Origin of the sequence: Janibacter sp. CX7 (assembly GCF_024362365.1) — a bacterium.
Classification (GTDB): domain Bacteria; phylum Actinomycetota; class Actinomycetes; order Actinomycetales; family Dermatophilaceae; genus Janibacter.
In genome coordinates, this window is record NZ_CP101464.1 from 963,113 (window position 1) to 990,095 (window position 26,983).

The window sequence follows — 26,983 nt, forward strand, 5'->3', positions numbered from 1 at the left end:
TCGTCGTGTCCGGCCTCTCCCAAACCCTGCAGGACCCTAGGGTCTTGCAGGGTTGTGAGCGTGGGCAAAGGGGATGTCGAGGATGGGTCAAGAAGCTGGTCGCGGCGCCGCCTGGGTGGGGCGGGCCCTGCTCGTTTCCTCGGGCGTTGCGCTCGGGGCGGTCAACGTCGCGGCGAACTTCGGGCTGGTGCCGGGGTCGTTCTGGCTGGCGAAGCTCGTGGGTGTTGCGTGGGGTTGGCTGATCGCAGGCTTTGCCGCGTGCTGGGCCGGGCGCACGTGGCGTGAGGCGTTCGTGCGGTCCATGACCCTGCTCCTGCCCGCCGTGATCGTCTACGTCATCGCTGACGCGATGATGATCGCCCGCACCGTCGACGGCACTGGCCCCACGCCTGCTGCGGTCATCGTCGAGGGCATCTTCTGGAGCGTCGCGTCGGTGGGTGCCTCCGTGGGCTTGGCGACGATCCGCCGCCTGATCCGAGTCGACGGACCCATCGGGGTACTCGCTGCGGCAGCGTTGCCGACCTACATCGCCTACTCGGCGTGGAGTGTCCGACGCGACCTCGCGCGCATGGACGGCGACGATCCGGCGATGGTCGACGTGGCCACCTTCCTGCTGCCGGCTGCAGTGGTCGTCGCGATCGTGGCCGCAGCAGCTCGAGGGCTGGCGTCACGCGACAGGTGACGCCCGAAGGCCCGGGCCGAGCTGGCCGCACGCCGAGCCCGGCGTCGTTGACGTCACCCGGTTGCCCTTCTCCGGTCAGCCAGGTGGCGTCAACGACGACACGGGCGCATGACGACGACAGGCAGGGCGAAGGGGGAGATTCCCCCCTTCGCCCTGTGGTCCCGTCGCGACCTCTCGTCACTCGGTGTCGCGGTCGGCGGCCTCGGCCGCCCTGGCGTGCTTCTCCAGGACCTCGGTCAGCTTGTTGGCGCCGGCGATGACGGTCGCGGCGTGCAGGCGACCGGGCTGGCGGGAGAGGCGCTCGATCGGGCCCGAGATCGACACGGCCGCGATGACCCGGCCGGAGGGGGAGCGGACCGGGGCCGAGACCGAGGCAACGCCCGCCTCGCGCTCGCCGACGCTCTGCGCCCACCCGCGGCGGCGCACCGCCGAGAGCATCGTCGCGGTGAAGGCCGCCTCCTGCAGGCCACGGTGCAGCCGGTCGGGCTCCTCCCAGGCGAGCAGCACCTGGGCCGCGGAGCCGGCGTGCATCGACAGGGTCGCGCCGACGGGGATCGAGTCGCGCAGCCCGACGGGGCGCTCGGCGGCCGAGACGCAGACGCGGTGCTCGCCCTGCCGGCGGAAGAGCTGGGCCGACTCATTGGTGTGGTCACGCAGGGCGCCGAGGACCGGGCCGGCCGCGACGAGGAGCTTGTCCTCACCGGCCGAGGCCGCGAGCTCGCCCAGGCGCGGGCCGAGGACGAAGCGCCCCTGCATGTCGCGTCCGACGAGCCGGTGGTGCTCGAGCGCGACCGCCAGTCGATGTGCCGTGGGGCGTGCCAGTCCCGTCGCCGCCACGAGCTGGGCGAGGGTCGAGGGACCCGCCTCGAGAGCGCCCAGCACGACGGCTGCCTTGTCCAGAACGCCAACTCCGCTACCGTTGTCCATGGAGTGATACTGACATCTCATGTCGTGAGACGCAAGGTCCGGGGGTCCGGTGACGTGCGAATCTCGATGTGGGACACGGCCCACAGGCCGTGACAACCACCGCCGGGATGGGAAAGAGAGAGATGGCTGGAACGCTGGCCGAGAAGGTCTGGGACGCACATGTCGTCCGACGCAACGACGGGGAGCCCGACCTCCTCTACATCGACCTGCACCTCCTGCACGAGGTGACGAGCCCGCAGGCCTTCGAGGGCCTGCGCCTCGCCGGCCGACCGGTCCGCCGCCCCGACCTCACCCTCGCGACCGAGGACCACAACGTCCCGACGACGCCGGGCCCGATCACCGACCCGGTGAGCAAGATCCAGGTCGAGACGCTGCGGGACAACTGCGCGGAGTTCGGCGTGCAGATCTATCCCATGGGCGACGCCGAGCAGGGCATCGTCCACGTCGTCGGCCCCCAGCTGGGTCTGACCCAGCCGGGCACGACGGTCGTCTGCGGCGACAGCCACACGAGCACCCACGGTGCCTTCGGCGCGCTCGCCTTCGGCATCGGCACGAGCGAGGTCGAGCACGTGCTCGCCACGCAGACGCTCTCGCTCAACCCCTTCAAGACGATGGCGATCAACGTCACCGGCCAGCTGCAGCCGGGCGTGACGGCCAAGGACATCATCCTCGCCGTCATCGCCAAGATCGGCACCGGCGGTGGCCAGGGCTACGTGCTCGAGTACCGCGGCGAGGCCATCGAGGCGCTGTCGATGGAAGCACGCATGACCGTGTGCAACATGTCGATCGAGGCCGGCGCCCGCGCCGGCATGATCGCCCCCGACGAGACGACCTTCGAGTACCTCAAGGGTCGCGACCACGCCCCGACCGGCGCCGACTGGGACGCCGCCGTCGAGGCCTGGCGCGAGCTGCGCACCGACGACGACGCCGTCTTCGACGCCGAGGTCGACATCGACGCCTCGACGCTCACCCCCTTCGTCACGTGGGGCACCAACCCCGGCCAGGGCTCGCCCCTCGGCGAGGCCGTGCCCGACCCCGAGGCCATGGGCGACGACAACGAGCGCTTCGCTGCGGCAAAGGCGCTCGAGTACATGGGCCTGACCGCCGGCACCCCGCTGCGCGAGGTCGCCGTCGACACCGTCTTCGTCGGCTCGTGCACCAACGGCCGCATCGAAGACCTGCGCGCCGCGGCCGAGGTCATCAAGGGCCGCCACGTCGCCGAGTCCGTCCGCATGCTCGTCGTGCCCGGCTCCGCCCGCGTGCGGCTGCAGGCCGAAGGGGAGGGCCTGGACAAGGTCTTCACCGACGCCGGCGCCGAGTGGCGCCTGCCCGGCTGCTCGATGTGCCTCGGCATGAACCCCGACACCCTCGCCCCCGGCGAGCGCTCCGCCTCGACGAGCAACCGCAACTTCGAGGGACGCCAGGGCAAGGGGGGCCGCACCCACCTCGTCAGCCCGCTCGTCGCCGCGGCCACCGCCGTGCGCGGGACGCTGTCGAGCCCGGCCGACCTCGACGCCCTGCCCGCCACCGACCTCGTCACCGAAGGAGCCTGAGCCATGGACGCATTCACCACGCACACCGGCACCGGGGTCCCGCTGCGCCGCAGCAATGTCGACACCGACCAGATCATCCCGGCGGTCTACCTCAAGCGCGTCTCGCGCACCGGCTTCGAGGACGGCCTCTTCGCGGCCTGGCGCAATGACGAGACCTTCGTGCTCAACCAGCCCGCCTACCGCGAGGGCTCCGTGCTCGTCGCCGGCCCGGACTTCGGCACCGGCTCCTCCCGCGAGCACGCCGTGTGGGCGCTCAAGGACTACGGCTTCCGCGTCGTCATCTCCTCGCGCTTCGCCGACATCTTCCGCGGTAACTCGAGCAAGCAGGGGCTGCTCGCCGCGCAGGTGAGCCAGGACGACGTCGAGCTGCTGTGGAAGTACCTCGAGAACACCCCGGGTGCCGAGATCACCGTCGACCTCACCGCACGGACCGTCACCGCCGGTGACATCGTCTGCGCCTTCCACGTCGACGACTACACGCGCTGGCGTCTGCTCGAAGGCCTCGACGACATCGGCCTGACCCTGCGCCACGAGCAGGACATCACCGACTTCGAGGCGACCCGGCCGAGCTGGAAGCCGACGACGACGCCTGCCTGACCGGCGTGTCGTCGCCACGATGACGAAGGGGGTGCTGCGGCACCCCCTTCGTCATGTCGTCCTCGTGCCGTGACGATCGTGACGGGCGGCTGCGGCCCAATCCCGTTGTGCCGCAGGACGCCCCGCTGCAGGACGAAGGGTGAGCCCCTCACCCCGCGCAGCGGGCAGGGTGCGAATGCGCTTGTGCGGCAAGAAAAGGCGACGTCCAAATGACCCACCGGAGGTCGTGACCCCAATACCGTCGGAACAGGTCGGGTGTACGGCTCGGCCTTCCCAGCCGGGGGACGACCGGCGCCGCACCGCTACGGGAGTGACCGTGAACAAGGCAGAACTCGTCAAGGCTCTCGAGGAAAGGCTCGGCAGCCGCAAGGCCGCCCAGGAAGCACTCGAGGTCGTGCTCGACACGATCGTCCGTGAGGTCGCCAAGGGCGGCCGCGTCGCCATCACCGGCTTCGGCACCTTCGAGAAGGCGGCCCGCGCCGCGCGCACCGGCCGCAACCCGCGCACCGGTGAGGTCGTCAAGATCAAGAAGACCAGCGTCCCCCGCTTCAAGGCCGGCACGAGCTTCAAGGGCTATGTCGCCGACCCGCGCTCGCTGCCCAAGGCCGCACCCGCCGCTGCGCGTGCTGCCGCCGGCACGGTGACCGGTGCGGCCGTCGCCGCCGGTGGCACCGCCCTGTCGATCGCCGAGGGTGCGCTGCCCGGGCGTCGCACGAAGAAGTCCGCCGCGAGCTCGACCCCGGCCAAGAAGACGGCGACGAAGACCTCCGCCGCGAAGAAGTCGACGGTCAAGAAGGCGACTCCGGCGAAGAAGACGTCGGCGGCCAAGACGACCACGAAGAAGGCGACTCCGGCGAAGAAGACGTCGGCGGCCAAGACCACGACGAAGAAGGCCACGCCCGCCAAGAAGACCTCGGCGGCCAAGACCACGGTCAAGAAGGCGACTCCGGCGAAGAAGACGTCGGCGGCCAAGACGACCACGAAGAAGGCCACCCCGGCCAAGAAGACCTCGGCGGCCAAGACCACGGCCAAGAAGGCCACCCCGGCGAAGAAGACCGCATCCTCGTCCGGCGGCGGCAGCTGACCCGAGGAGCACGACGAGGGCCGACGACCACGTGGTCGTCGGCCCTCGTCGTGTCGGCCCGCGCCGTGCCGTCAGGCGATCGTCTCGCCGTCGCCGATGCCGACGATCCACAGCCGCGTGACGACCCCGTCGGCGACGACGATGCTCACCCGCTGCCCGGGGCGCACGAAGCGCAACGAGCTCTCGGCGAAGACCTCGGGCGTCGCCTCGAGGCGCACACCCTCGTCGGTGACGACGACGGTGCCGTCGTCCGGGCTGTGGGAGAAGACCGTGGCTTGCACAGGTCGAGCGTATCCGTGGCCTAGGGTGTGCAAGGCCGAGAGCAAGAAGAGGTGACATGGTCGTCCACCGCACGCACACGCCCGTGATGTACCGGGTGGCTGCCGGGCTGCTGCGCGGGGCGATGCGCCTCGTCGCCCGCTACGAGGTGAGCGGTCTGGAGCACGTGCCCGAGCAGGGCGGCTTCATCATCACGCCCAACCACGTCTCCCACGTCGACCCCTTCCCGTGGGCGCACGTGCTCTACAACCGGGGCTACAGCCCCGTCTACCTGGCCAAGAGCACGCTCTTCGACACCCCGGTCGTCGGGTGGGTCCTGCGCCACGCCAAGCAGGTGCGCGTCGACCGCGAGACGACGTCGGCCGGCACCGCACTCGTCCACGCCGTGCGGGCGCTCGACGCGGGGGAGTGCGTCGTCATCTACCCGGAGGGTTCGCTCACCCGCGACCCCGACCTGTGGCCCATGCGGGGCAAGACCGGCGCAGCGCGCCTGGCGCTGCAGTCCGGTGCGCCGGTCATCCCCGTCGCCCAGTGGGGGCCGCAGGACCTGCTGCCCCGCTACGCCAAGCGCCCTCGCCTGTCGCGCCACCGGGTGCGCATGCAGGTGCGCTTCGGTCCGCCCGTCGACCTCGACGACCTGCGGGCACAGCCGGCGAAGGGAGCGGCCGTCACCGCGGCCACCGACCGGATCATGCAGGCCATCACCACCGAGCTCGAGACCATGCGCGGTGAGCGTGCACCGGCCGAGCGCTTCGACCCGAAGGCCCATGGCATGCGTGTCACGGGCGACTACCGATCAGGAGAGCAGTCGTGAGCCACATCGCAGTCTTCGGAGCCGGCAGCTGGGGCACCGCCTTCGCCTCGATCCTCGCCGACGGCGGCAACGACGTGCGGGTCTGGGGCCGACGCCCCGAGCTCGTCGAGCAGCTCAACCGCGGGGTCAACGACGACTACCTGCCGGGCGTGCAGCTGCCGGGCGGGATCGGCGCCTCCACCGACCCCGCCGAGGTCACCGAGGGCGCCGAGATCGTCATCCTGTCGGTGCCGTCGCAGTCGTTGCGCACCAACCTCACCGAGTGGGCGCCGCTGCTCACCGACAAGATCGTCGTGTCCCTGATGAAGGGCATCGAGCTCGGCACGACGAAGCGGATGAGTGAGGTCATCCACGAGGTCGCCGGGGTCCCGGCCGACCGGATCGGCGTCGTGAGCGGGCCCAACCTCGCCCGCGAGATCGTCCAGCGGCAGCCCGCCGCCACGGTCGTCGCCTGCCCCGACGTCTCCGCCGCCGATCGGGTGGCCGCGGCCTGCTCGACGAGCTACTTCCGCCCCTACACGAGCCACGACGTCGTCGGCGCCGAGCTCGGTGGTGCGGTCAAGAACGTCATCGCCCTCGCGGTCGGCATGGCCGCCGGTCTCGGCTTCGGCGACAACACCAAGGCCACGCTCATCACCCGCGGGCTCGCCGAGACCACCCGCCTGGCGATGGCCCTGGGCGCCGACCCGCGGACGATGGCCGGCCTCGCCGGTGTCGGCGACCTCATCGCGACGTGCATGTCGCCGCTGTCGCGCAACCACTCCTTCGGCGTCAAGCTCGGCGAGGGCCTGTCGGTCGCCGAGGTCACCGAGCAGACGAAGCAGACCGCCGAGGGCGTGAAGTCCTGCGCCTCGATCCTCGACCTCGCCCGCGCCCACGGCGTCGACGTGCCGATCACCGAGATGGTCAACCGCGTCGTCCACGAGGGCTTCGCCCCCGCCGACATGGTCGACGTCCTGCTCGCCCGCGCCCGCAAGCACGAGACCGAGTAGCCCCCCCGGTCCCTGAGGAGCTTGCGCAGCAAGCGTCTCGAAGGGCCCGCTCCGGACGAAGGGGGACGACCGCGCCCGCCGAAGTCCTTCGTCTCCCCGCACGTCGCGTCGTCGTGCCTGACTTCGGCTTGATGTGCGCGGTCATCCCCCTTCGTCCTGCGCCTGCGCTCCTCCCCGGTCCCTGAGGAGGCCGCCCGCGGCCGTCTCGAAGGGCCTCGCTCAGACCCGGTCGAGGGCCTGCTGCAGGTCGGCCCAGAGGTCGTCGACGTCCTCGACGCCGACGGACAGGCGGACGAGGTTGTCGGGGACGGCGTCGGGCTCGCCGGGCTGGCGGCGGCGGCGCTCGAGCTGCGACTCGACACCACCGAGGCTCGTCGAGGGCGACCAGATGCGGGTGCCGGCGGTCATGGCCTCGGCCTCGGCGGCGCCATCACCGTCGCCGGCGACCTCGACGGAGACGATCGCGCCCCAGCCGGGGTAGCGCACGCGGGAGATGCGCGGGTGGGTGGCCAGGCGTTCGGCGAGGTCGGCGGCGTTGGCGCACGCCCGCTCCAGGCGAAGGGAGAGCGTGCGCAGCCCGCGCAGCGCGAGCCACGCCTCCATGGGTCCGGCGATCGCCCCACCGAGGGTGCGGTGGCGGGCAAGGCGGGCGTGCAGCTCCCGGCCCGCGTCGGTGCCGGGGGTGACGGTCAGGCCGAGGATGACGTCGGAGTGGCCGGAGAGGTACTTCGTCGCGGAGTGCACGACGACGTCGACGCCGTCCTCGAGCGGGCGCTGCAGCAGCGGGGTGGCGAAGGTGTTGTCGACGACGACGAGCGCCCCCGCCTCGTGCGCCGCCGCGGTCAGGCCGCCGATGTCGGCGACCTCGAGCAGCGGGTTGGACGGCGACTCGAGCCACAGCAGGTCGGCGCCGGCCAGGGCCGCGGTCGTCGCCGCGGTGTCGGTGACGTCGACCCACCGGACCTCGAGCCGACCGTCGCGCGCCGCCTCGGTCAGCGTGACGACGACGCCGTTGTAGGCGGCGGCGGGCGCGACGACGGTGCCGCCGGTCGGCACGAGGGAGAGCGCGGCCTGCACCGCGGCCATGCCGGACGAGAAGAGGAGCGCGTCACCCCCTTCGAGCTCGCCGACCGCCTCCTCGAAGGGAGTCCACGTCGGGTTGCCGACCCGCGCGTAGTTGACCGGCCCGTCCTGGATGTAGGTCGAGGTGAAGGTCACGGGCGGGTTGAGCGCCGCACCCGGGGTGCGCTCGGGGCGCCCGAGGGCGACCACCTTGGTGCGGGGGGAGAGGGCCTGTGCGGCGTCGTCGTGCTCCATGAGGGCGAGGCTAGAGGTTAGTCTCTCCCCGATGAGCAGCCAGTCCAGCCGCAAGCCCCGCGTCGCCGTCGTCTTCGGCGGTCGCTCCTCCGAGCACGCCGTCTCCTGCGCCACGGCCGCGGGCGTGCTGCGCGCGATCGACCGTGACGCCTACGACGTCGTCCCGGTCGGGATCACGACCGACGGGTCGTGGGTGCTCGCCGCCGACGACCCCGATGCGCTGGCGCTCACGCCGGGGCACACGCCCGAGGTCACCGAGACCGGCACCGAGGTCATCCTGCCGACCCGCGTCGGCGACTCCACCCTCACGGTGCACCGAGCGGGGCAGGCGCTCGAGGCCCTCGGCGAGGTCGACGTCGTCTTCCCGCTGCTCCACGGCCCCTACGGCGAGGACGGCACCCTGCAGGGCATGCTCGAGCTCGCCGACATCCGCTACGTCGGCTCGGGCGTCCTCGCCTCCGCGGCCGGCATGGACAAGCACTACATGAAGGTCGTCTTCGCCGGCGCCGGCCTGCCCGTCGGGCCCTACACGGTCATCACCGACGCCCAGTGGCGCCGGGACAAGGCCGCCGCGATGGACGCCGTCAACGCGCTGACCTTCCCCGTCTTCGTCAAGCCCTGCCGCGCCGGCTCGTCGATGGGCGTGTCCAAGGTCGACGCCCCTGACGGGCTCGAGGCGGCCATCGAGGCCGCCCGCGAGCACGACCTCAAGGTCATCGTCGAGTCCGGCATCGTCGGCCGTGAGATCGAGTGCGCCGTCCTCCAGGGGCGCGGGCTCGACGCCCCCCGCACCTCGATGCCCGGCGAGATCGTCGTCGAGTCCGGCCACGGTCACGACTTCTACGACTTCGAGGCCAAGTACCTCGACGAGGCCTCGGTCGTGCTGTCCTGCCCGGCGGACCTGCCGCAGGCCGCGATCGACGAGGTGCGCCGCCTGGCGGCCGCGGCCTTCGAGTCGCTGGCCTGCGAGGGCCTGGCCCGGGTCGACTGCTTCGTCACCGAGGGCGGTGCCGTGGTCATCAACGAGATCAACACGATGCCCGGCTTCACCCCGCACTCGATGTACCCGCGCATGTGGGACGCGAGCGGCCTCGCCTACCCCGAGCTCGTCGACGAGCTCATCCAACTCGCCCTCGAGCGCCCCGTCGGCCTGCGCTGACCGCGCCAACCCTGCAGGACCCTAGGGTCTTGCAGAGTTGGGGCAGGGCGAAGGGGAGTGGGCCATGGGCTCAGGAGCACTCGCGCCCGTTGGTCGGCAGCTCCTCGACCGCCTGCGTGAAGGCCGGAAGCAGCAGCGGCCCCGGCCCGTGTGCCTCGGGCACGATGACCTCGATCGCCGGGTCGCGCCCATAGGTCGTCAGGCGCGTGCCGTCGCCGAGCTCCTCGGCGACCCAGCCGATGTCGTCGACGACGACGCACTGCTCCTCGGTCGGCCCCAGCGCGGGCATCCCGCAGCGCGCGACGACCGCCGGGTCACCCCAGGCGCGCACCCCGGGGTCGCTCGGGTCGGTCTCGCGGGGCTCCAGCTCGCTCAGCGTCGAGGGCCAGTGCTCGGCGGCCGCGACGCACGGTGGGCTGTCCGCCGCATCGGGCACGGCCACCTCCACGGCACCTCCGCAGCCCGCGAGCAGCAGCGGCAGCGCGCAGCCGAGGGCGAGAGCGGCACGAGGTCGGCGGGTGAAGGGCACGGCGGGGAGGCTACCGTGCGGTGCTGACCCCCTTCGCCTCGATGGAGCGTGACCGATGCACCCGACCCGCCTGTCCGACCTGTCGGAGGGGGAGCTGCTGCGGCGCCTCTTCCCGGTCTACGACACGGCGAAGGGGGGGCCCGCCGACGTCGTCCTCGGCCCGGGCGACGACGCGGCCGTCCTCGCCGCACCGTCCGGGGCCGTCGTGCTCACGACCGACACGATGGTGCGCGGGCGCGACTGGCTCGACACGTGGTCCTCGCCGCAGGAGGTCGGGCACAAGGCCGTCGTGCAGAACGTCGCGGACATCGCCGCGATGGGCGCCACGCCCACCGGTCTGCTCGTCGCCCTCGCCGCCGACCCCAGGACCGAGGTCGACTGGGCGGTGGGCCTAGCGGAGGGCATCGCTGCGGCCGCTCGCGAGGCGGGTGCCCCGGTCCTCGGTGGCGACCTGTCGTCGGCAGGGGAGGGCAGCGTCTTCGTCGCCATCACGGCCATCGGTGACCTGGGCGGCCGCGCCCCGGTGCGCCGCGACGGTGCCCGCCCCGGCGATGTCGTCGCCGTCAGCGGGACGCTCGGTCGCTCGGGCGGCGGTCTGCAGCTGCTCCTTGCCGGTCGCGGCCGCACCCACGACGACGGGGACCCGGGCACCGACGGGGATGCCACGCTGCGGGCTGCCCACGAGCTGTGCCTGACCCACCGCACCGCCGGCCGCCCCCCGTGGGAGCAGGGTCCGGTCGCGGCCGACGCCGGGGCGACCTCGATGATCGACCTGTCCGACGGGCTCGTGCGTGACCTCGGCCGGGTCGCCCGGGCCAGCGGGCTGCGCGTCGAGCTGTCGGGCGAGGCGCTGGCCGAGCACGCCGCCGGCCCGCTCACCGAAGCCCTCGGCGCCGCCGAGGCGATGCGTCAGGTCCTGTCCGGGGGAGAGGAGCACTCGCTCGTCGCGACCTTCGCCCCCGGCGACGTGCCTGCGGGCTGGCAGGTCCTCGGCGCCTGCGCCGCCGGCGAGCCGACGGTCCTCGTCGACGGCACCGAGCCCGCCGTCACCGGCTGGGACCACTTCCGGGCGTGAGGCTCCCCCTTCGTCCGGGGGAGGGCACGAAAAAGCCGCCGTCCCCCCGAAGGGGAGCGGCGGCGATGTCGTCAGCCTCGGGTCAGCGCTGGACCTTGCCGGCCTTGAGGCACGAGGTGCAGACATTGAGACGCTTCGGGGTCACCCCGGCGTCGCCCACCTTGGCCCGAACGCGCTGGATGTTCGGGTTCCAGCGACGCTTGGTGCGGCGGTGCGAGTGCGAGATGGAGTGTCCGAAGGACGGTCCCTTGCCGCAGACGTCGCAGTTGGCAGCCACGGGTATCTCCTGTGTTCGTCAGTCAGTGAGTGTCGCGCCCGGGCTGTCCACCACGAAGGGGGGACCCGTCACCGGGCAACCGGTACAGAGTAGCCGAGGTGGGACCGCGGAGCCAAAACGGTGTCGGCAGGCGGCCCGGGGGCCACCACATCGTGCCGCACGGGCCCGCCCTGACGCACCTCTCCACTAACGTGACCGACGTGCTGGAGGTCCTCGACACCGACTCTGTCCGCCGGTGGGTCGTCATGACCCGCGCGGCCCTCGCTGCGCGCCGGGCCGAGATCGATGCGCTCAACGTCTACCCCGTGCCCGACGGTGACACGGGCACCAACATGTACCTCACCCTCGACGAGGCCCTCGCTGGCGCGATGCGCGAGCAGGAGGCCATGGGCGTCGTCGGCACGGCCCCGCTCTCCCTGGAGGCCGCGGTGCTCTCCCGCTCGGCGCTGCTGTCGGCGCGGGGCAACTCCGGGGTCATCCTCAGTCAGCTCGTGCGGGGGGTGAGCGAGGTCGTCTCCTCGGAGGAGCTCGACGAGGTCGACGTCGCCGCGGTCGGCCGGGCGGTGCGGCAGGGTGCGCGTCGGGCCCGCGAGAGCGTCGTGCGCCCCCAGGAGGGCACGATCCTGTCCGTGGCCGACGCCACCGCCGACGAGGTCGAGCGGGTCATCGGGGCCGGAGGCCGGCTCGGCGACGTCACCCGGGCCGCGGTCGACGCGGCTCGCGCGGCCCTGGCCCGCACGCCCGAGCAGCTCCAGGTCCTCGCCGACGCCGGGGTCGTCGATGCCGGAGCGGCGGGCTACCTGCTCTTCGTCGAGGCCCTCGACCAGGTCGTCCACGAGCAGGGCGCGCCGTCGCGCTACGCGGTCGACGACTTCACGCTCAACCCCTCGCTGGAGCGCCGGCCCGACTGGTCGACGCCCACCACCGCGACTGCGGGCTCCCACGGCGCCGCTCGCGCCGGGTATGACGGGCCGGCCTACGAGGTGATGTACCTCGTCCACGACGTGCCCGAGGAGGGGGTCGCCGAGCTGCGCCGCCGCCTCGACGAGATCGGCGACAGCGTCGTCGTCTCGACCGCCTGGGACGTGACCAACGTGCACGTGCACACCGACGACATCGGCGCGGCGCTCGAGGCCGGCCTGGCCCACGCGACTCCCCAGCGGGTGGCGGTGACCCTCCTCGAGACCGTCGACCGAGCGCCCCGGCTGGGGGTCTCGATCGTCGCCTGCGCCGCCGGGCCGGGCATCGCGCGCGTCGTCGAGGAGGCCGGCGCGGTCGCCGTCGCCTCGGGCCCAGGCCACCGCGCCTCGGCCGGCGAGATCGTCGCCGCCGTGCGCACCGCGGGCACGCAGGAGGTCATCCTCCTGCCCAACGACCGCGACACCCGCATGGCCGCTGACGCGGCCGCCCATGCCGCCGAGCAGGAGGGACGGCGGGTGCACGTCATCGGCTCGACGACCGCGGTGCAGGGCCTGGCCGCCCTCGCGGTCCACGACCCGACGCTGCCGACGCACCACAACGTCCTCGCGATGACCCATGCCGCGGCGGCCACCCGTCACGGCGCGCTGACCATCGCGGTCAAGGCGGGCCTGACGAGCGGTGGCATGTGTGCCGTCGACGACGTGCTCGGCGTCGTCGACGGCGACATCACGATCGTCGGCTCCGACCTCGACGAGGTGGCTCGCGAGGTGCTCGGGGGCATCGTCGGCCCGGGCACCGAGCTGATCACCCTCGTCGTCGGCGCCGACGCGCCCGACGGGCTCGTCGACCGCCTCGTCGAGTGGATCGAGGAGCGCCGCGAGGGCATCGAGGTCCAGGTCGTCGAGGGCGGGCAGCCGCACTACCTGCTGCTTCTCGGGGCCGAGTAGTGGCGACCGAGGAGACCCGGCTCAAGGGCCTGCTCGGCGGGCAGGCGGCGAGCAAGCTCGCGAAGCACCGCGACATCGAGACCGTCGGTGACCTGCTCGCCTTCGCCCCGCGCCGCTACCGCACGGCCGACGTCGACCTCGGCAACCCCCGGGTCGGCGACTTCCTCGTCGCCGTCGCGCGGGTCGAGTCGGCGCGTACCCGCCCGATGGCCAAGCGGCGCGGTCGGATGCTCGAGGCGACGATCACCGACGGGCGCTCGCGCATGCGGGTGACCTTCTTCGACGCCCGCGGCCACGAGCACAAGCTCGTCGCCGGGCGCGAGCTGCTCTTCGCCGGGACGGTCTCGCAGTTCCGCGGGGAGACCCAGCTCGCCCACCCGGGCTACGCCACCCTCGAGGAAGCCGCCGCCCTCGGCGAGCTCGGCGATGCCGACCACACCGGCCTCATCCCGATCTACCGCCACGTGCCCGGCGTGCACCCGTGGACGATCACCCGCTGCGTGCGGCTCGTCCTCGGCCAGCTCGACGGCGTCGTCGACACCGTCCCGCAGTCCCTGCGCAGCCGCCGCGGGCTGCTCGACCGGGGCGGCGCCCTTCGTGCCCTGCATGCACCTCGCGACCACGCCGACGTCGACGCGGCCCGCCGCCACCTGCGCTACGAGGAGGCCCTCGTCCTGCAGTGCCTGCTCGGGCAGCGCCGCATCGAGGCCGCGGCCGTCGCGACGACGAGCCGCAGCCCGCGCGAGGGTGGGCTGCTCAGCGACTTCGACGCCCGCCTGCCCTTCGAGCTGACGGCCGGCCAGCAGGAGGTCAGCCGCGAGATCCTCGGCGAGATGGCCCGCCCGACGCCGATGCACCGGCTGCTCCAGGGAGAGGTCGGCTCCGGCAAGACGGTCGTCGCGCTGCGGGCGATGCTCGCCGCCGTCGACTCCGGGGGGCAGGCGGCCCTGCTCGCCCCGACCGAGGTCCTCGCCGCCCAGCACGTCGCGTCGATCCGCGGGATGCTCGGTGACCTCGCCGAGGGCGGCATGCTCGGCGGAGCGGAGCACGCCACCCGCGTCACCCTCCTCACCGGGTCGATGTCGGCCGCCCGACGCCGCGAGGCGCTGCTCGAGATCGCCTCGGGCGACGCCGGCATCGTCATCGGCACCCACGCCCTGCTCGAGGACAAGGTGACCTTCGCCGACCTCGCGCTCGTCGTCGTCGACGAGCAGCACCGCTTCGGGGTCGAGCAGCGCGACGCCCTCCGGGCCAAAGGCCGCACGCCGCCGCACCTGCTCGTCATGACCGCGACCCCGATCCCGCGCACGGTCGCGATGACCGTCTTCGGCGACATGGAGACCTCGACGCTGCGCGAGCTGCCGCGCGGCCGGCAGCCGATCACGACCCACGTCGTGCCGGTGCAGGCGCCGGGATGGGTCGACCGCACGTGGCAGCGGGTCGCCGAGGAGGTCGCCGCCGGTCGGCAGGCCTACGTCGTCTGCCCGCGCATCGGCGGCGACGCTCCCGACGACCTCGACGGGGTCGATCTCGTCGCCCCCGACGAGCCGGTCGACGACGAGGCCGACGGCGAGCGCGTCGAGGAGCAGGAGCGGCCCGAGCGGCCGCTCGCGGCGGTCGAGGAGGTCATCGTCACGCTGGCCGAGCACCCGGCCCTGTCGGGGCTGCGCCTGGAGATGCTCCACGGCCGGATGTCGCCCGACGACAAGGACGCGGTCATGGCCCGCTTCACCGCCGGCCAGGTCGACGTGCTCGTCTCGACGACGGTCATCGAGGTCGGCGTCGACGTGCCCAATGCCTCGGCGATGGTCATCCTCGACGCCGACCGCTTCGGCGTCTCGCAGCTGCACCAGCTGCGCGGCCGCGTCGGCCGCGGTGGTCACCCCGGGGTGTGCCTGCTCCTCACCGCCACCGAGAGCGAGACGGCGGGGGAGCGGCTCACCTCGGTCGCCGGGAGCACCGACGGCTTCGAGCTGGCGCGCCTTGACCTCGAGCAGCGGCACGAGGGCGACGTCCTCGGCCGCGCGCAGCACGGCACGCGCAACCACCTGCGCCACCTGTCGGTCGTGCGCGACGAGGCGATCATCGAGGAGGCCCGCGAGGACGCGCAGGCCCTCCTCGCGGACGACCCCGAGCTCGCCGACCACCCGCACCTGCGCGCCCGCGTCGACGACTGGGCCGGCGCGGAGGAGGCCGCCTTCCTCGACAAGGGGTGACTCGACCCCCTTCGTCCCGAGCGCCGGTTGGTCGCCGCCGCCGGGCATGGCGCATCATGGTGGCGTGACTCGGATCATCAGCGGAGAGGCGGGCGGCCGACGGCTGCGCACGCCCACGGGCGACGGCACCCGGCCCACGACCGACCGCGTGCGGGAGGCCCTGTTTTCCTCGCTCGAGGCGCGTGACGTCATCGACGGGGCGCACGTGATGGACCTCTACGCCGGCTCCGGGGCCCTCGGCCTCGAGGCCGCCAGCCGCGGCGCCGCGAGCGTGCTGCTCGTCGAGTCCGACCGCGGGGCGTCCGCGACGATCCGTGCCAACATCTCCGACCTCGGCGTCGCGGGAGCCCGCCTGCAGTCGAGCACCGTCGAGCAGGCGCTCGACCGGCCGGCGTCTCTGATGTATGACCTCGTCCTCGCCGACCCGCCCTACGACGTCACCGAGGAGTCCCTCGGCGCGGTCCTCGAGATGCTGCTCGCCCACCAGTGGCTCGCGCAGGAGCCGGTCATCGTCATCGAGCGCTCGTCGCGCTCGCCGGAGCCGACCTGGCCCGACGGGATCGTCGCCGAGGGGTCGAAGTCCTACGGCGAGACGACCCTGTGGTTCGCGACCCGGGTCGCCCCCGACTACCAGATCTGAGCGCCCCGCATCCCGCCGCGGGCCCGTGCATCCGGTAGGAATGGGGCCATGAGCGACTACACGATCCCGCGCCCGGCCGCTGGGGACATCACCGACCTCATCGCCGACGACCACCGCCTCTTCGAGGAACTCATGCGCGACATGCGTGATGTCAGCGCCGACCGCGACGGGGCCCGCAGCGCATTCGCCGCGCTTCTCATCGCGCACAGCGAGGCCGAGGAGGAGGTCGTCTACCCCAAGCTCGTCCGACGCGATGTCATCGAGGGCGAGGAGGAGCACCACGGGGAGAAGGAGCACGCCGCGACCAACGAGGCGCTGCTCCACCTGCTGCAGGCCAAGGGCACCGACACCCAGAAGTTCGACGACGCCGTGGAGGCAGTCGCCGAGGTGCTCAACCACCACATCGGCGAGGAGGAGCAGACCATCCTCAACCCGGCTCGCGAGGACGCCTCCGAGGAGCTGCGCCAGCAGCTGGGTGCCGACTGGGCCGCCCGACGCAACGAGCTGCTCGAGGACGGCGCCGGGTCGCTCGAGCAGGTCGAGTCGCTGGTGAAGCAGGCCTACGAGGACGGGCTCCTGCCCAACGACGACCAGCCGTCATGACGCGCGCCGTCTGCCCGGGCTCCTACGACCCGGTGACCGTCGGCCACGTCGACGTCTTCCGCCGGGCCGCCACGCTCTTCGACGAGGTCGTCGTGGCGATCCTGCACAACCCCGCGAAGCAGGGAACCTTCACCGTCGACGAGCGGGTCGCCCTCATCGAGGCGCAGGTGGCCGACCTCGACAACGTGCGGGTGCAGGCCTTCGCCAACCGGCTCGTCGTCGACGTGTGCACCGAGCTCGACGCCCAGGTGCTGCTCAAGGGCCTTCGCGGGGAGACCGATTTTTCCTACGAGTGGCCGATGGCGCTGATGAACCGGCACCTCACGGGTGTCGAGACCCTCTTGATCCCCGGAGACCCGCGCCACGAGCACGTCTCCTCCTCGCTGGTCAAGGAGGTCGCGCGCTTCGGTGGCGACGTCACCGGTCTCGTCTCCGACGAGGTGCGCGACGCCCTCGTGGAGCGTCTGCCCCGGCCCTGAGGCCCACTCCCTTCGTCGGTTTGGGACGAAGGGGGGATCGCCGGTAGTCTGGTGCGTCGGTCTACGTCGTCGTGTCGTGGACCGTTCTGTCGGAGACTGGAGCCATGAACCGCAACGCCCCCGCCTCGCCCCTGGTGCTCGATGCCAAGGATGTGGGCCGCCGACCCGGGTCGATGCACGAAGTGTCTCTCCAGGCCGACGCACCCGCCGACTTCGGCACGGATGTGCTGTCCGTCCCGCAGGGCCAGCCCATGGACCTGCAGGCGCGGATGGAGTCCGTGCACGAGGGCGTGCTGGTGAGCGGGACGGTCTCTGCCACGGCGACGGGCGCCTGCGTGCGGTGCCTGGACGAGATCGACCTGCCGGTCGACAGCTCGTTCCAGGAGCTGTTCGTCTGGCCCGATCGGGCGAAGCACCACCGCGAGGTGGACGCGGAGGCCGACGAGGAGGAAGAGCACCGGATCGAGGACGACATGATCGATCTCGAGCCGGTGCTGCGGGACGCGGTTCTGCCGAACCTGCCGTTCCAACCGGTGTGTCGGGACGACTGTCCGGGTCTGTGCTCCGAGTGCGGAGCCAGGCTCGAGGACGACCCGGAGCACCACCACGAGCTGATCGACCCCCGGTGGGCGGCACTCGAGGCGCTTGCGCCTCTGGCCACCCCGTCGGGGGATGAGGACAACGAAGAGAAGAGGAACTGACGTGGCCGTCCCGAAGCGGAAGATGTCGCGCTCCAACACCCGTAGCCGTCGGGCGAACTGGAAGGCGACGCCCACCGCGCTGTCGACCTGCCCGCAGTGCAAGTCGCCCGCGCCGGCCCACCAGGCCTGCCCGAGCTGCGGTACCTACAAGGGTCGCTACTACGCGACCGCGGACCGCACCGAGCACCAGGCCTGAGCCACCTGTCGCAATGAGCGACAGGACCTCACCGGAGCAGCGGCCCGTCGAGGAGCTCTCCCGATACCTCACCGAGGTGACCGGGGAGCCCGTCGACGAGCCGCTGCTCACGCGTGCCCTCACCCACCGGTCGTTCTCCTACGAGAACGGTGGACTGCCGCACAACGAGCGCCTGGAGTTCCTCGGGGACTCGGTGCTCGGGCTCGTCGTCACCGACCACCTGCACGACGCCCACCCCGACCTCACCGAGGGCGAGCTGGCGAAGCTGCGTGCCGCGGTGGTCAACATGCGTGCCCTCGCGGACGTCGGGCGCACGATCGGCCTGGGTGACTTCGTCATGCTCGGACGCGGCGAGGAGAGCACCGGCGGGCGGGACAAGAACTCGATCCTCGCCGACACCGTCGAGGCGGTCATCGGGGCCGTCTACCTCTCGACGGCCAAGCCGGGCGGTCTCGACGCCGCGAGCCGGCTCGTCCACTCGCTGCTCGACCCGCTGATGCGGCGCTCGGCGACCCTCGGTGCCGGGCTGGACTGGAAGACCTCGCTGCAGGAGGTCGCCGCGGCCCAGGACCTCGGCGCGGTGCACTACCGCACGAGCGACGAGGGCCCGGACCACGACAAGACCTTCACCGCGGCCGCCGTCATCGCCGACGAGATCCGTGGTCGCGGCGTCGGTCGGACGAAGAAGGACGCGGAGCAGAAGGCTGCGGCCGACGCCTACGCGGCCCTCACTGCCGGTGCCGAGTCGGTCGCTGACGCGCCGGTCACCGACCCGCCGGCCTGACGTGCCGGAGCTGCCCGAGGTCGAGGTCGTCCGGCGGGGCCTGGCCGACCACGTCAGCGGTCGCACCCTCGATCACGTCGTCCTCACGGGTGAGCGGGTGGCCCGCCGCCACGTGCCGGGCCCCCGCGACCTCGAGGACCGCCTCGCCGGACGCGCGGTCACCGGCGCCCACCGCCGGGGCAAGTACCTGTGGCTCGCCCTGGCCGACACCCCTGACGCCGTGCCCGACGAGGGGCTGATCGTCCACCTCGGCATGAGCGGGCAGATGCTCGTCACCGACCCGGCGGACCCGCTGGCCAAGCACACGCACGGCCGCCTCGTCTTCACCGACGGGGGACACGAGCTGCGCTTCGTCGACCAGCGCACCTTCGGGGGCTTCGCCCTGGCCGACCTCGTCGACGGCGTGCCGAGCAGCGTCTCCCACATCGCGCTCGACCCCTTCGACCCGGGCTATGACCGTGACGCCGTCGTGCGAGACATCAAGCAGCGTCGCAGCGGCATCAAGCGGGTGCTGCTCAACCAGACCGTCGTGTCGGGCATCGGCAACATCTACGCCGACGAGGCGCTGTGGCGGGCCCGGATCCACGGAGAGCGACTGGCGTCGTCCCTGACCAAGCCGGCCATCGCCCGCCTGCTCGACCACGCCCGCGACGTCATGGCGCAGGCGCTCGACCAGGGCGGCACGAGCTTCGATGCGCTCTACGTCAACGTCAACGGCGCCTCGGGCTACTTCGACCGGTCGCTGTCGGCCTACGGGCAGGAGGGGCGCCCCTGTCCGCGCTGCGGCACGACGATGCGCCGTGAGCAGTTCATGAACCGCAGCTCGACGAGCTGCCCCCGCTGCCAGGTGCGCCCGCGCACGGCCCGGAACTGACCCCCTTCGCCCCGGCTCAACTCCGCAAGACCCTAGGGTTTTGCGGAGTTCGACCCAGACAACCCTGCAAGACCCTAGGGTCTTGCAGAGATCAGGGGCGGGGGAGGTCCTTGAGCCAGACCTTGGTGCCGGTGTGCTTCTCGGAGAGGTCGGCGAAGGCCCGGCGGATCGTCGCGGCGTAGGTGTGGGCACCGCCGAGCGACGGGTGGATGCCGTCGGACTGCAGGTCCTCGGCGGTCACGGCCTTGTCCCAGTCGGCGAGGGCGACGTTGGGGTGCTTGTCGGCGATGCGCTTGAGAGCGGCGTTGTCCTCGTCGATCCGCGAGAGCCGGTCGGCGTGGAGGTTGACGATGACGACCATCCGCTCGTCGCCGATCGCGGCCAGCGTCTCCTCGATGGTCTCCGGGTCGGTGCCGGCGTTGGTGCCGAAGGCGAGGACGACGGCGCGGCGCAGCGAGGGGCCCGCCGACTCGACGGCGGCCAGGCCGGCCGACCACTGCCGGTTGGAGCGGGCGTCGATCTGGATGCCGGGGAAGTAGTACTCGAGTGCCGGGACCGAGCCGACGACCATCGAGTCGCCGAAGACGTCGATCTCGTCGCCGGTCGGCATGGTGAAGCTCTTGGTCCCGGCGAAGGTCGGGGCGGGCTCGGTCTTGCGCGGCGCGGCCGCCTTGGCCTGGTTGGCCTCGATCGTCTGCTGGGTGGACGTGCGGTCGGGGGCGGTGACGAGCACGAGCGTGAGGACGAGGGCCGCGACGACACCGGTGCCGAGCACCACCCGGCGGGTGCGCACCGAGCGCAGGTGGGCGAAGGCCCCGACGATGCGTCGGCCCGTCTCGCGGAAGCCCAGTCGCCGCACCGGCGTCTCGACGAAGCGGAAGGACAGGTCGGCCAGGGCCAGCGTGACGACGACGGCCCACACGCGGGTCCAGACGAAGGGGGCGGTGCCGGCGCTCGTCGGGATGTCCTGGGCGATGATCAGGATGACCGGCCAGTGCCACAGGTAGATGCCGTAGGACCGCTGGCCGATCCACGTCAGCGGGGGCAGCTCGAGGGTGCTGCGCAGCCTGCCGGGGCGGTCGACGGCGCCGAGCAGGAGCACGGCGGTGGCCAGCGAGATCAGCGGGATGCCGAGGCGGAAGGTCCACACGTGCTCCTCGCCCGCGAGGACGAGCAGGGCCGCGACCGTGACCGCCGCGGCGCCGACGAACCACGGCCGGCGCTCGCGCCAGACCCGGGTGGTCGTGAAGGCGCGTCCGGGGCCGGTCCACAGCAGGGCCAGGCCGGCGCCGAGCATGAGCCCGACGAGGTGGGTGTCGGTGCCGTAGTAGGCGCGCGTCGGGTTGTCGGGGTCGTAGGTGATCGCCATGAGCAGCGCCGAGGCGAGACCGATCGTGCCGACGATGCAGGCCATGGCGCCCTCGGCCAGACCGGTGCGCCGGTGCAGCGCCATGAGCCCGAGGACCGCGAGCGGCCAGAAGAGGTAGAACTGCTCCTCGACCGCGAGTGACCAGAAGTTCATGAAGAGCTGCGGCGAGGTCGCGGCGAAGTAGTTGGACCCGCCTGCGATCTCGAGCCAGTTCGTCGAGAAGGTCAGCGCGCCGAGCGCCTGCCGGCGCACGCCGACGAGCAGGTCGGCCTCGACGGTGCGGGCGATGAGGATCGCGGCGGGCACGACCACGAGCAGGGCCGGCAGCAGCCGGCGGGCCCGGCGGGTCCAGAAGCCGCGCAGGTCGACCCGGCCGCGCTCCCGGCGCTCGCGCACGAGCAGCGTCGTGATGAGGAAGCCGGAGATGACGAAGAAGATGTCGACGCCGAGGAAGCCGCCGGGCAGCCACTGCGGGTCGAGGTGGAAGACGACGACGGCGACGATCGCGAGGGCGCGCAGGCCGTCGAGACCGGCCAGGTGGCCACGCAGAGGTCGCCCCTCGGCCGTCGTCGTGACGGCGGGGGCGAGCTCGTCAGGCGCGGACGTGGCGGCGACGGTGGCAGGAGGCTGACCCACGGTCCCGACGCTAGGCACTCGCGGGCCCGGGGTGGTGGAGGCGCACCGAGGGACGGGTAGTTTCGCCGCCATGAGCAGCACGCAGCGCGCCACGTGGTTCGTCCGCGGCCGGGTCCAGGGGGTCGGATTCCGTTGGTGGACGAGGTCCCGGGCCCTCGAGCTGGGCCTCGTCGGCCACGCCCGCAACACCGCCGACGGCCGCGTCGAGGTCGTGGCGGAGGGCCCCCCTTCGTCCCTCGACGGTCTGGACCGGCTGCTGCGGGAGGACCCGTCGACCACGCGTCGGCCCGGGCAGGTCACCTCCGTCGTGCGTCAGGAGGCGACGGCGAAGGGAGGGATCGCCGGCTTCGTCGAGAAGTGAGACGGCCGCTCGGGCGCCCGTGACCGGTGACCTAACCTTGAGCGGGTGAGCGAGACACCCCCCGAGCTGCTGCGGCTGCGTCAGTCCATCGACAACATCGACGCCGCCCTGATCCACCTGCTCGCCGAACGCTTCAAGGCGACGCAGAGCGTCGGGGTGCTCAAGGCGCGCATCGACCTGCCGCCGGCCGACCCGGCCCGGGAGGAGCGGCAGATCGCGCGACTGCGCGCGCTGGCCGACGACGCCGGTCTCGACCCGGTCTTCGCGGAGAAGTTCCTCAACTTCGTCATCGCGGAGGTCATCCACCACCACGAGCAGATCGCCCACCAGCAGGCGGCCGAGGGGGAGACCCGATGATCGAGCTGAAGACCCCGGACGAGGTCGAGGCGATGCGCCCGGCCGGCCGCCTCGTGCGCGACGTGCTCGCGGCGCTCACCGAGGCCGCGGACGTCGGCGTCAACCTCCTCGAGCTCGACGCCCTCGCCCACCGGATGATCGACGCCGCGGGCGGGACCTCCTGCTACATCGACTACCACCCCTCCTTCGGGGCCAGCCCCTTCGGCAAGGTGCTGTGCACGTCGGTCAACGACGCCGTGCTGCACGGGCTGCCGCACGACTACCGGCTGCGCGACGGCGACCTGCTGTCGGTCGACTTCGCCGTCTCCGTCGACGGCTGGGTGTGCGACGCCGCGAAGTCCTTCGTCGTCGGCACGGCCGACACCGAGGACCTGCGGATCATCGACACGACCGAGCGCGCCCTGGCCGCGGGCATCGCGCAGGCCCGCGGCGGCAACAAGATGGGCGACATCAGCGCCGCCATAGCCGCCGTCGCGCGGGCCGAGGGCTACACGATCAACACGCAGTTCGGCGGCCACGGTGTCGGCCGGGAGATGCACGGCGACCCGCACGTGTCCAACGACGGGCGCGCGGGCCGGGGCATCCCCCTTCGTCCCGGGCTCGTCATCGCCATCGAGCCGTGGTTCATGGCCGGCACCGACGAGATCTACACCGACCCCGACGGCTGGACGCTGCGCAGCGTCGACGGCTCCCGCGGGGCGCACAGCGAGCACACGATCGCCATCACCGACGGCGATCCGATCATCCTCACGGCCTGAGCGAAGGGAGGCGCCCTCCCAACCCTGCACAACCTTGGGGTTCTGCGCAGTTCGGATCACACAACCCTGCAAAACCCTAGGGTTTTGCGGAGTTCGGGGGCGCCGGAGAGGCCGGTGCGCGGCGGGTGCGGGAAGTAGAGTGGCCCGAACCGTCCCGCCGCCGCCCCCGAGGAGCGCCCCGCTCGTGTACGTCAAGAGCCTCACCCTCAAGGGCTTCAAGTCGTTCGCCTCGGCGACCCACATGCGGCTCGAGCCGGGCATCACGTGCATCGTCGGGCCCAACGGCTCGGGCAAGTCCAATGTCGTCGACGCCCTCGCCTGGGTCATGGGCGAGCAGGGGGCGAAGTCGCTGCGCGGCGGCAAGATGGAGGACGTCATCTTCGCCGGCACGACCGGCCGCGCCGCCCTCGGCCGCGCCGAGGTGACGATGACGATCGACAACACCGACGGTGCGCTGCCGATCGACTACACCGAGGTGACGATCAGCCGCACGATGTTCCGCAACGGCGGCTCGGAGTACGCGATCAACGGCACCTCCTGCCGGCTGCTCGACATCCAGGAGCTGCTCTCCGACTCCGGCATCGGCCGCGAGATGCACGTCATCGTCGGGCAGGGCCAGCTCGACGCCGTCCTGCGGGCCACGCCCGAGGAGCGCCGCGGGTTCATCGAGGAGGCCGCCGGCGTCCTCAAGCACCGCAAGCGCAAGGAAAAGGCGATCCGCAAGCTCGAGGGGATGGAGGCCAACCTCTCGCGCGTCGCCGACCTGACGACCGAGATCCGCCGCCAGCTCGGGCCGCTCGGCCGTCAGGCCGAGACCGCCCGCAAGGCCGCCGTCATCCAGGCCGATGCCCGGGACGCCCGCCACCGACTCCTCGCCGACGACCTCGTGCGGATGACCTCGGCGTTGCAGCAGGAGGTCGCCGACGAGCAGGCGATGCTCGAGCGGCGCAAGGCGCTCGAGGCCGCGGTGCTCGCCGCCCGCACCCGGATCACCGAGCACGAGGAGGCCGGTGCCTCGGCGGCTGCCGAGCTCACCGCCGCCCAGCAGCGGGCCGTCCGACTGGCCTCGCTCACCGACAAGCTGACCGCCACCGCCTCCCTCGCCGCCGAGCGGGTGCGCCTGCTCGGGCAGGACGAGGAGGTCGAGACGACGAGCGGCCGTGACCCGGAGGCGCTGCGCGAGCAGGCGGCCCGGGCCCGCGCCGACGAGGAGGAGCTGCGCGCCGACATCGCCCGCGTGGGGGAGGAGCTCGCCGCAGCCGTCGCCGCCCGCGAGGCGGCCGAGCAGGCGCACGCGGCCGAGCAGCAGCGCGTCGCGGCCCTCGCCCAGCGCGCGGCCGACCGGCGTGAGGGCCTGGCCCGGCTCGCCGGTCAGGTGGGCGCCCGCCGCTCGCGCATCGAGGCGCGCGAGGCCGAGATCGGTCGCCTCGAGGAGGTCGTCACCACGGCCCTGGCCCGGGCCGACGAGGCCGAGCGCGAGTTCACCCGGCTCGAGAGCACCATCGCCGACGAGGAGGGCAGCGAGGAGGGGCTCGACGAGACCTACGAGCGCGCCGCCGAGGCCCACGACACCGCCGCCGCCGAGGTCGAGCAGGTCGTCGAGGCCGGCCGGGTCGCCGACCGCGACCGGCAGTCCGCGCAGGCCCGGCTCGAGGCCCTCGAGCTCAGCCTGCGACGCAAGGACGGCGTCGAGGCGCTGCGCGAGGCCGCCGACGACGAGCACGAGATCCTCGGGTCCGTCGCCGAGCTCGTCACCGTCACCGGTGGCCACGAGGCCGCCGTCGCCGCCGCGCTCGACCAGGCCGGCAATGCCCTGGCCCTCGGCAGCATCGACGCGGCCGCCCGCGCCGTCGAGCGGCTGCGGACCGACGACGCCGGTCGGGCGACGCTCGTCGTCGGTGCCACGGCCCGCCCCTCCGACCGCTCCGGGTGGCCGACCCTGCCGACGGGTGCCGTGTGGGCCCTCGACGTCGTCGAGGCCCCCGAGTCCGTGCGTCCCGCCGTCGAGCAGGTCCTCGAGCGGGTCGCCATCGTCGCCGACACCCCCGCTGCCCTGGCCCTGCTCGAGCAGGCCGGCGACCTCACCGCCGTCACCGAGGAGGGCGACGTCTACGGGCCCGGCTTCGTGCGGGGTGGCTCGAGCGCAGCGCCCAGCCTGCTCGAGCTGCAGGCCGCCGTCGACGAGACCCGGGCCGCGCTCGAGGACGCCACCCGGCGCAGCGAGGAGTCGACCTTCGCCCTGACGCGCGCCCGCGCGACCCTCGCCGAGCGGGTCGAGGCCCGCGACGCCGCGATGGAGGCGCTCCACGAGTCCGACGCGCGCATGGCCGCGGTCGCCGAGCAGCTCGGCGGCCTCGGCACGACGACCCGCACCGCGCGCTCCGAGGCCGAGCGCACCCGGGCCAAGATCGCCGACGTGACGACAGCGCTCGACGCCGACCGCACCGAGCTCGCCGAGCTCGAGCAGCGGCTCGAGGACGCCTCGGCCGAGCCCACCGACGACGAGGGCGAGGACGCGGGCGACGACCGCGAGCGGCTCGAGCTCGAGGCGAGCTCGGCCCGCACCGCCGAGACCGAGGTGCGCCTCTCCCTTCGCACCAAGGAGGAGCGAGCCCGCTCGCTGCACGGCCGCGCCGAGTCGCTCGAGGGCGCCGCCCGCAACGAGATCGCCGCCCGCGAGCGGCTGCGCGCGCGGCGTGAGCGCCGCCGCCGCGAGGCCGAGGTCGCCGCCGCCGTCGAGACCGCGGCGACGTGGTCGGCCGAGCGGGTCGCGGCCGCAGCCGTGGTCGCCGCCGAGCGCCGCGACGCAGGCGAGGCCGCCCGGGCCGAGCGCGACGAGGCCCTGCGCGGCCTGCGCACCGAGCTGACCGAGCAGCAGGACGCCCTGCGCGAGCTGACCGACGAGGTCCACCGCGACGAGGTCGCCCGGGCCCAGCAGATCGCCCGCATCGAGCAGCTGCAGACCAAGGCGATCGAGGAGCTCGGCGTCGACCCCGACGTGCTCATGGAGGAGTACGGCCCGCACCAGCTCGTCCCGCACGTCGCCGGTCCCGACGAGGACCCGGAGTCGGAGGACTTCCCCGAGCCCCAGCCCTATGTGCGCGAGGTGCAGGAGAAGCGCCTGCGCACCGCCGAGCGCGGCCTCAAGGCCCTCGGCAAGGTCAACCCGCTGGCGCTCGAGGAGTTCGCCGCGCTCGAGGAGCGGCACACCTTCCTCACGACCCAGCTCGAGGACCTGCGCCAGTCGAAGAAGGACCTCCTCGAGATCGTCGCCGAGATCGACGAGCGGGTCGAGCAGGTCTTCTCCGAGGCCTTCGCCGACACCGCCGAGCAGTTCGAAGGGGTCTTCTCCCGCCTCTTCCCCGGCGGGGAGGGGCGTCTGGTGCTCACCGACCCGAGCGACATGCTGACGACCGGCATCGAGGTCGAGGCCCGTCCTCCGGGCAAGAAGGTCAAGCGCCTGTCGCTGCTCTCCGGTGGCGAGCGTTCGCTCGTCGCGGTCGCGCTGCTCGTGTCGATCTTCAAGGCCAGGCCCTCGCCCTTCTACATCATGGACGAGGTCGAGGCGGCGCTCGACGACACCAACCTCGGCCGCCTGATCATGCTCTTCGAGGAGCTGCGCGACTCCAGCCAGCTCATCGTCATCACGCACCAGAAGAAGACGATGGAGGTCGCCGACGCGCTCTACGGCGTCTCGATGCGCGGCGACGGCATCACCACCGTCGTCAGCCAGCGGCTACGCGACGTCGCCCCCGACGAGCAGGCGCAGCCGGCCTGATCCGGGGTGGGTCGCCCGGTCCCACCCCTCGGTCGCACCTCGGGACGACCGGCGGGTCGAGTTGAGCCGGTCGCCCGC

General features: G+C 72.7%; 27 protein-coding genes. 21 read left to right on the forward strand and 6 right to left on the reverse strand.

Annotated elements, in window-relative coordinates:
- Positions 1 to 115: 115 nt before the first annotated feature.
- Positions 116 to 682, forward strand: coding sequence for a hypothetical protein (locus tag NMQ01_RS04740; RefSeq protein ID WP_255185717.1), 567 nt, complete (start codon positions 116 to 118; stop codon positions 680 to 682).
- 177 nt (positions 683 to 859) lie between these two features.
- On the opposite strand, the gene NMQ01_RS04745 is transcribed toward NMQ01_RS04740, so the two are convergent.
- Positions 860 to 1,609, reverse strand: coding sequence for an IclR family transcriptional regulator (locus NMQ01_RS04745; protein WP_255185718.1), 750 nt, complete (start codon positions 1,607 to 1,609; stop codon positions 860 to 862).
- 122 nt (positions 1,610 to 1,731) lie between these two features.
- On the opposite strand from NMQ01_RS04745, the gene leuC reads away from it, so the two are divergent.
- The 3 genes from leuC (at position 1,732) to NMQ01_RS04760 (ending at position 4,843) form a co-directional block, all read left to right on the forward strand.
- Positions 1,732 to 3,162 carry a 3-isopropylmalate dehydratase large subunit gene (gene leuC, locus NMQ01_RS04750; protein ID WP_255185719.1) on the forward strand — a complete coding sequence of 477 codons (1,431 nt, stop codon included), beginning with the start codon at positions 1,732 to 1,734 and terminating at the stop codon, positions 3,160 to 3,162.
- A gap of 3 nt (positions 3,163 to 3,165) precedes the next feature.
- Complete coding sequence (gene leuD, locus NMQ01_RS04755) at positions 3,166 to 3,759, forward strand: 3-isopropylmalate dehydratase small subunit (protein ID WP_255185720.1); 594 nt, start codon at positions 3,166 to 3,168, stop codon at positions 3,757 to 3,759.
- Positions 3,760 to 4,075: 316 nt separating this feature from the next.
- Positions 4,076 to 4,843 (forward strand): HU family DNA-binding protein, encoded by a 768-nt coding sequence (locus tag NMQ01_RS04760; RefSeq protein ID WP_255185721.1) that lies wholly within the window; start codon positions 4,076 to 4,078, stop codon positions 4,841 to 4,843.
- A gap of 71 nt (positions 4,844 to 4,914) precedes the next feature.
- Here NMQ01_RS04760 and NMQ01_RS04765 read toward each other — a convergent pair whose 3' ends face one another.
- Positions 4,915 to 5,124 carry a hypothetical protein gene (locus tag NMQ01_RS04765; RefSeq protein ID WP_255185722.1) on the reverse strand — a complete coding sequence of 70 codons (210 nt, stop codon included), beginning with the start codon at positions 5,122 to 5,124 and terminating at the stop codon, positions 4,915 to 4,917.
- 56 nt (positions 5,125 to 5,180) lie between these two features.
- Here NMQ01_RS04765 and NMQ01_RS04770 point away from each other — a divergent pair, with 56 nt between their 5' ends.
- Positions 5,181 to 5,936: a 1-acyl-sn-glycerol-3-phosphate acyltransferase gene (locus NMQ01_RS04770; RefSeq protein WP_255185723.1), complete on the forward strand. Its 756-nt coding sequence runs from the start codon at positions 5,181 to 5,183 to the stop codon at positions 5,934 to 5,936.
- On the forward strand, positions 5,933 to 6,928 hold the full coding sequence (locus NMQ01_RS04775; protein WP_255185724.1) for an NAD(P)H-dependent glycerol-3-phosphate dehydrogenase: 996 nt from the start codon (positions 5,933 to 5,935) through the stop codon (positions 6,926 to 6,928). The genes NMQ01_RS04770 and NMQ01_RS04775 overlap by 4 nt, the downstream gene beginning before the upstream one ends.
- Before the next feature lie 219 nt (positions 6,929 to 7,147).
- Here the strand turns inward: NMQ01_RS04775 and NMQ01_RS04780 are convergent, their stop codons facing one another.
- Positions 7,148 to 8,245 (reverse strand): PLP-dependent aspartate aminotransferase family protein, encoded by a 1,098-nt coding sequence (locus NMQ01_RS04780; RefSeq protein ID WP_255185725.1) that lies wholly within the window; start codon positions 8,243 to 8,245, stop codon positions 7,148 to 7,150.
- 31 nt (positions 8,246 to 8,276) lie between these two features.
- Between NMQ01_RS04780 and NMQ01_RS04785 the strand changes: the two genes are divergently transcribed.
- Positions 8,277 to 9,404, forward strand: a complete 1,128-nt coding sequence (locus NMQ01_RS04785; RefSeq protein WP_255185726.1) for a D-alanine--D-alanine ligase family protein — start codon at positions 8,277 to 8,279, stop codon at positions 9,402 to 9,404.
- 70 nt (positions 9,405 to 9,474) lie between these two features.
- Here the strand turns inward: NMQ01_RS04785 and NMQ01_RS04790 are convergent, their stop codons facing one another.
- Positions 9,475 to 9,933, reverse strand: coding sequence for a DUF3515 family protein (locus tag NMQ01_RS04790; RefSeq protein WP_255185727.1), 459 nt, complete (start codon positions 9,931 to 9,933; stop codon positions 9,475 to 9,477).
- A 55-nt stretch (positions 9,934 to 9,988) separates the two neighbouring features.
- Between NMQ01_RS04790 and thiL the strand changes: the two genes are divergently transcribed.
- Complete coding sequence (thiL, locus tag NMQ01_RS04795) at positions 9,989 to 11,008, forward strand: thiamine-phosphate kinase (RefSeq protein WP_255185728.1); 1,020 nt, start codon at positions 9,989 to 9,991, stop codon at positions 11,006 to 11,008.
- A gap of 82 nt (positions 11,009 to 11,090) precedes the next feature.
- On the opposite strand, the gene rpmB is transcribed toward thiL, so the two are convergent.
- Entirely contained in the window at positions 11,091 to 11,285 is a 195-nt protein-coding gene (rpmB, locus tag NMQ01_RS04800; protein ID WP_255185729.1) for a 50S ribosomal protein L28, read from the reverse strand.
- A 200-nt stretch (positions 11,286 to 11,485) separates the two neighbouring features.
- On the opposite strand from rpmB, the gene NMQ01_RS04805 reads away from it, so the two are divergent.
- The 9 genes from NMQ01_RS04805 (at position 11,486) to mutM (ending at position 19,646) form a co-directional block, all read left to right on the forward strand.
- The gene (locus NMQ01_RS04805) at positions 11,486 to 13,153 is read left to right on the forward strand and encodes a DAK2 domain-containing protein (protein WP_255185730.1); all 1,668 of its coding nucleotides are present in this window, start codon (positions 11,486 to 11,488) and stop codon (positions 13,151 to 13,153) included.
- Complete coding sequence (locus NMQ01_RS04810) at positions 13,153 to 15,369, forward strand: ATP-dependent DNA helicase RecG (RefSeq protein WP_255185731.1); 2,217 nt, start codon at positions 13,153 to 13,155, stop codon at positions 15,367 to 15,369. The genes NMQ01_RS04805 and NMQ01_RS04810 overlap by 1 nt, the downstream gene beginning before the upstream one ends.
- A 64-nt stretch (positions 15,370 to 15,433) precedes the next feature.
- On the forward strand, positions 15,434 to 16,009 hold the full coding sequence (gene rsmD, locus NMQ01_RS04815; protein WP_255185732.1) for a 16S rRNA (guanine(966)-N(2))-methyltransferase RsmD: 576 nt from the start codon (positions 15,434 to 15,436) through the stop codon (positions 16,007 to 16,009).
- A 48-nt stretch (positions 16,010 to 16,057) separates the two neighbouring features.
- A complete protein-coding gene (locus tag NMQ01_RS04820; RefSeq protein ID WP_255185733.1) occupies positions 16,058 to 16,612 on the forward strand; it encodes a hemerythrin domain-containing protein in 555 nt (184 codons plus the stop codon).
- The gene (gene coaD, locus NMQ01_RS04825) at positions 16,609 to 17,091 is read left to right on the forward strand and encodes a pantetheine-phosphate adenylyltransferase (RefSeq protein WP_255185734.1); all 483 of its coding nucleotides are present in this window, start codon (positions 16,609 to 16,611) and stop codon (positions 17,089 to 17,091) included. The genes NMQ01_RS04820 and coaD overlap by 4 nt, the downstream gene beginning before the upstream one ends.
- A 104-nt stretch (positions 17,092 to 17,195) precedes the next feature.
- Positions 17,196 to 17,792, forward strand: coding sequence for a DUF177 domain-containing protein (locus tag NMQ01_RS04830; RefSeq protein ID WP_072624107.1), 597 nt, complete (start codon positions 17,196 to 17,198; stop codon positions 17,790 to 17,792).
- A 1-nt stretch (position 17,793) separates the two neighbouring features.
- Complete coding sequence (gene rpmF, locus NMQ01_RS04835; protein ID WP_007927847.1) at positions 17,794 to 17,988, forward strand: 50S ribosomal protein L32; 195 nt, start codon at positions 17,794 to 17,796, stop codon at positions 17,986 to 17,988.
- A 13-nt stretch (positions 17,989 to 18,001) separates the two neighbouring features.
- Positions 18,002 to 18,772 carry a ribonuclease III gene (gene rnc, locus NMQ01_RS04840; RefSeq protein WP_255185735.1) on the forward strand — a complete coding sequence of 257 codons (771 nt, stop codon included), beginning with the start codon at positions 18,002 to 18,004 and terminating at the stop codon, positions 18,770 to 18,772.
- A gap of 1 nt (position 18,773) precedes the next feature.
- Entirely contained in the window at positions 18,774 to 19,646 is an 873-nt protein-coding gene (gene mutM / locus NMQ01_RS04845; protein WP_255185736.1) for a bifunctional DNA-formamidopyrimidine glycosylase/DNA-(apurinic or apyrimidinic site) lyase, read from the forward strand.
- A 91-nt stretch (positions 19,647 to 19,737) separates the two neighbouring features.
- On the opposite strand, the gene NMQ01_RS04850 is transcribed toward mutM, so the two are convergent.
- Complete coding sequence (locus tag NMQ01_RS04850) at positions 19,738 to 21,651, reverse strand: acyltransferase family protein (RefSeq protein WP_255185737.1); 1,914 nt, start codon at positions 21,649 to 21,651, stop codon at positions 19,738 to 19,740.
- A gap of 70 nt (positions 21,652 to 21,721) precedes the next feature.
- Between NMQ01_RS04850 and NMQ01_RS04855 the strand changes: the two genes are divergently transcribed.
- The 4 genes from NMQ01_RS04855 (at position 21,722) to smc (ending at position 26,905) form a co-directional block, all read left to right on the forward strand.
- Positions 21,722 to 22,012, forward strand: coding sequence for an acylphosphatase (locus NMQ01_RS04855; protein ID WP_255185738.1), 291 nt, complete (start codon positions 21,722 to 21,724; stop codon positions 22,010 to 22,012).
- A gap of 45 nt (positions 22,013 to 22,057) precedes the next feature.
- Positions 22,058 to 22,369, forward strand: a complete 312-nt coding sequence (locus tag NMQ01_RS04860) for a chorismate mutase (RefSeq protein ID WP_255185739.1) — start codon at positions 22,058 to 22,060, stop codon at positions 22,367 to 22,369.
- Positions 22,366 to 23,127, forward strand: coding sequence for a type I methionyl aminopeptidase (map, locus tag NMQ01_RS04865; RefSeq protein WP_255185740.1), 762 nt, complete (start codon positions 22,366 to 22,368; stop codon positions 23,125 to 23,127). Before NMQ01_RS04860 ends, map begins: the two co-directional genes overlap by 4 nt.
- A gap of 184 nt (positions 23,128 to 23,311) precedes the next feature.
- Positions 23,312 to 26,905 (forward strand): chromosome segregation protein SMC, encoded by a 3,594-nt coding sequence (smc, locus tag NMQ01_RS04870; protein WP_255185741.1) that lies wholly within the window; start codon positions 23,312 to 23,314, stop codon positions 26,903 to 26,905.
- Positions 26,906 to 26,983 lie beyond the last annotated feature (78 nt).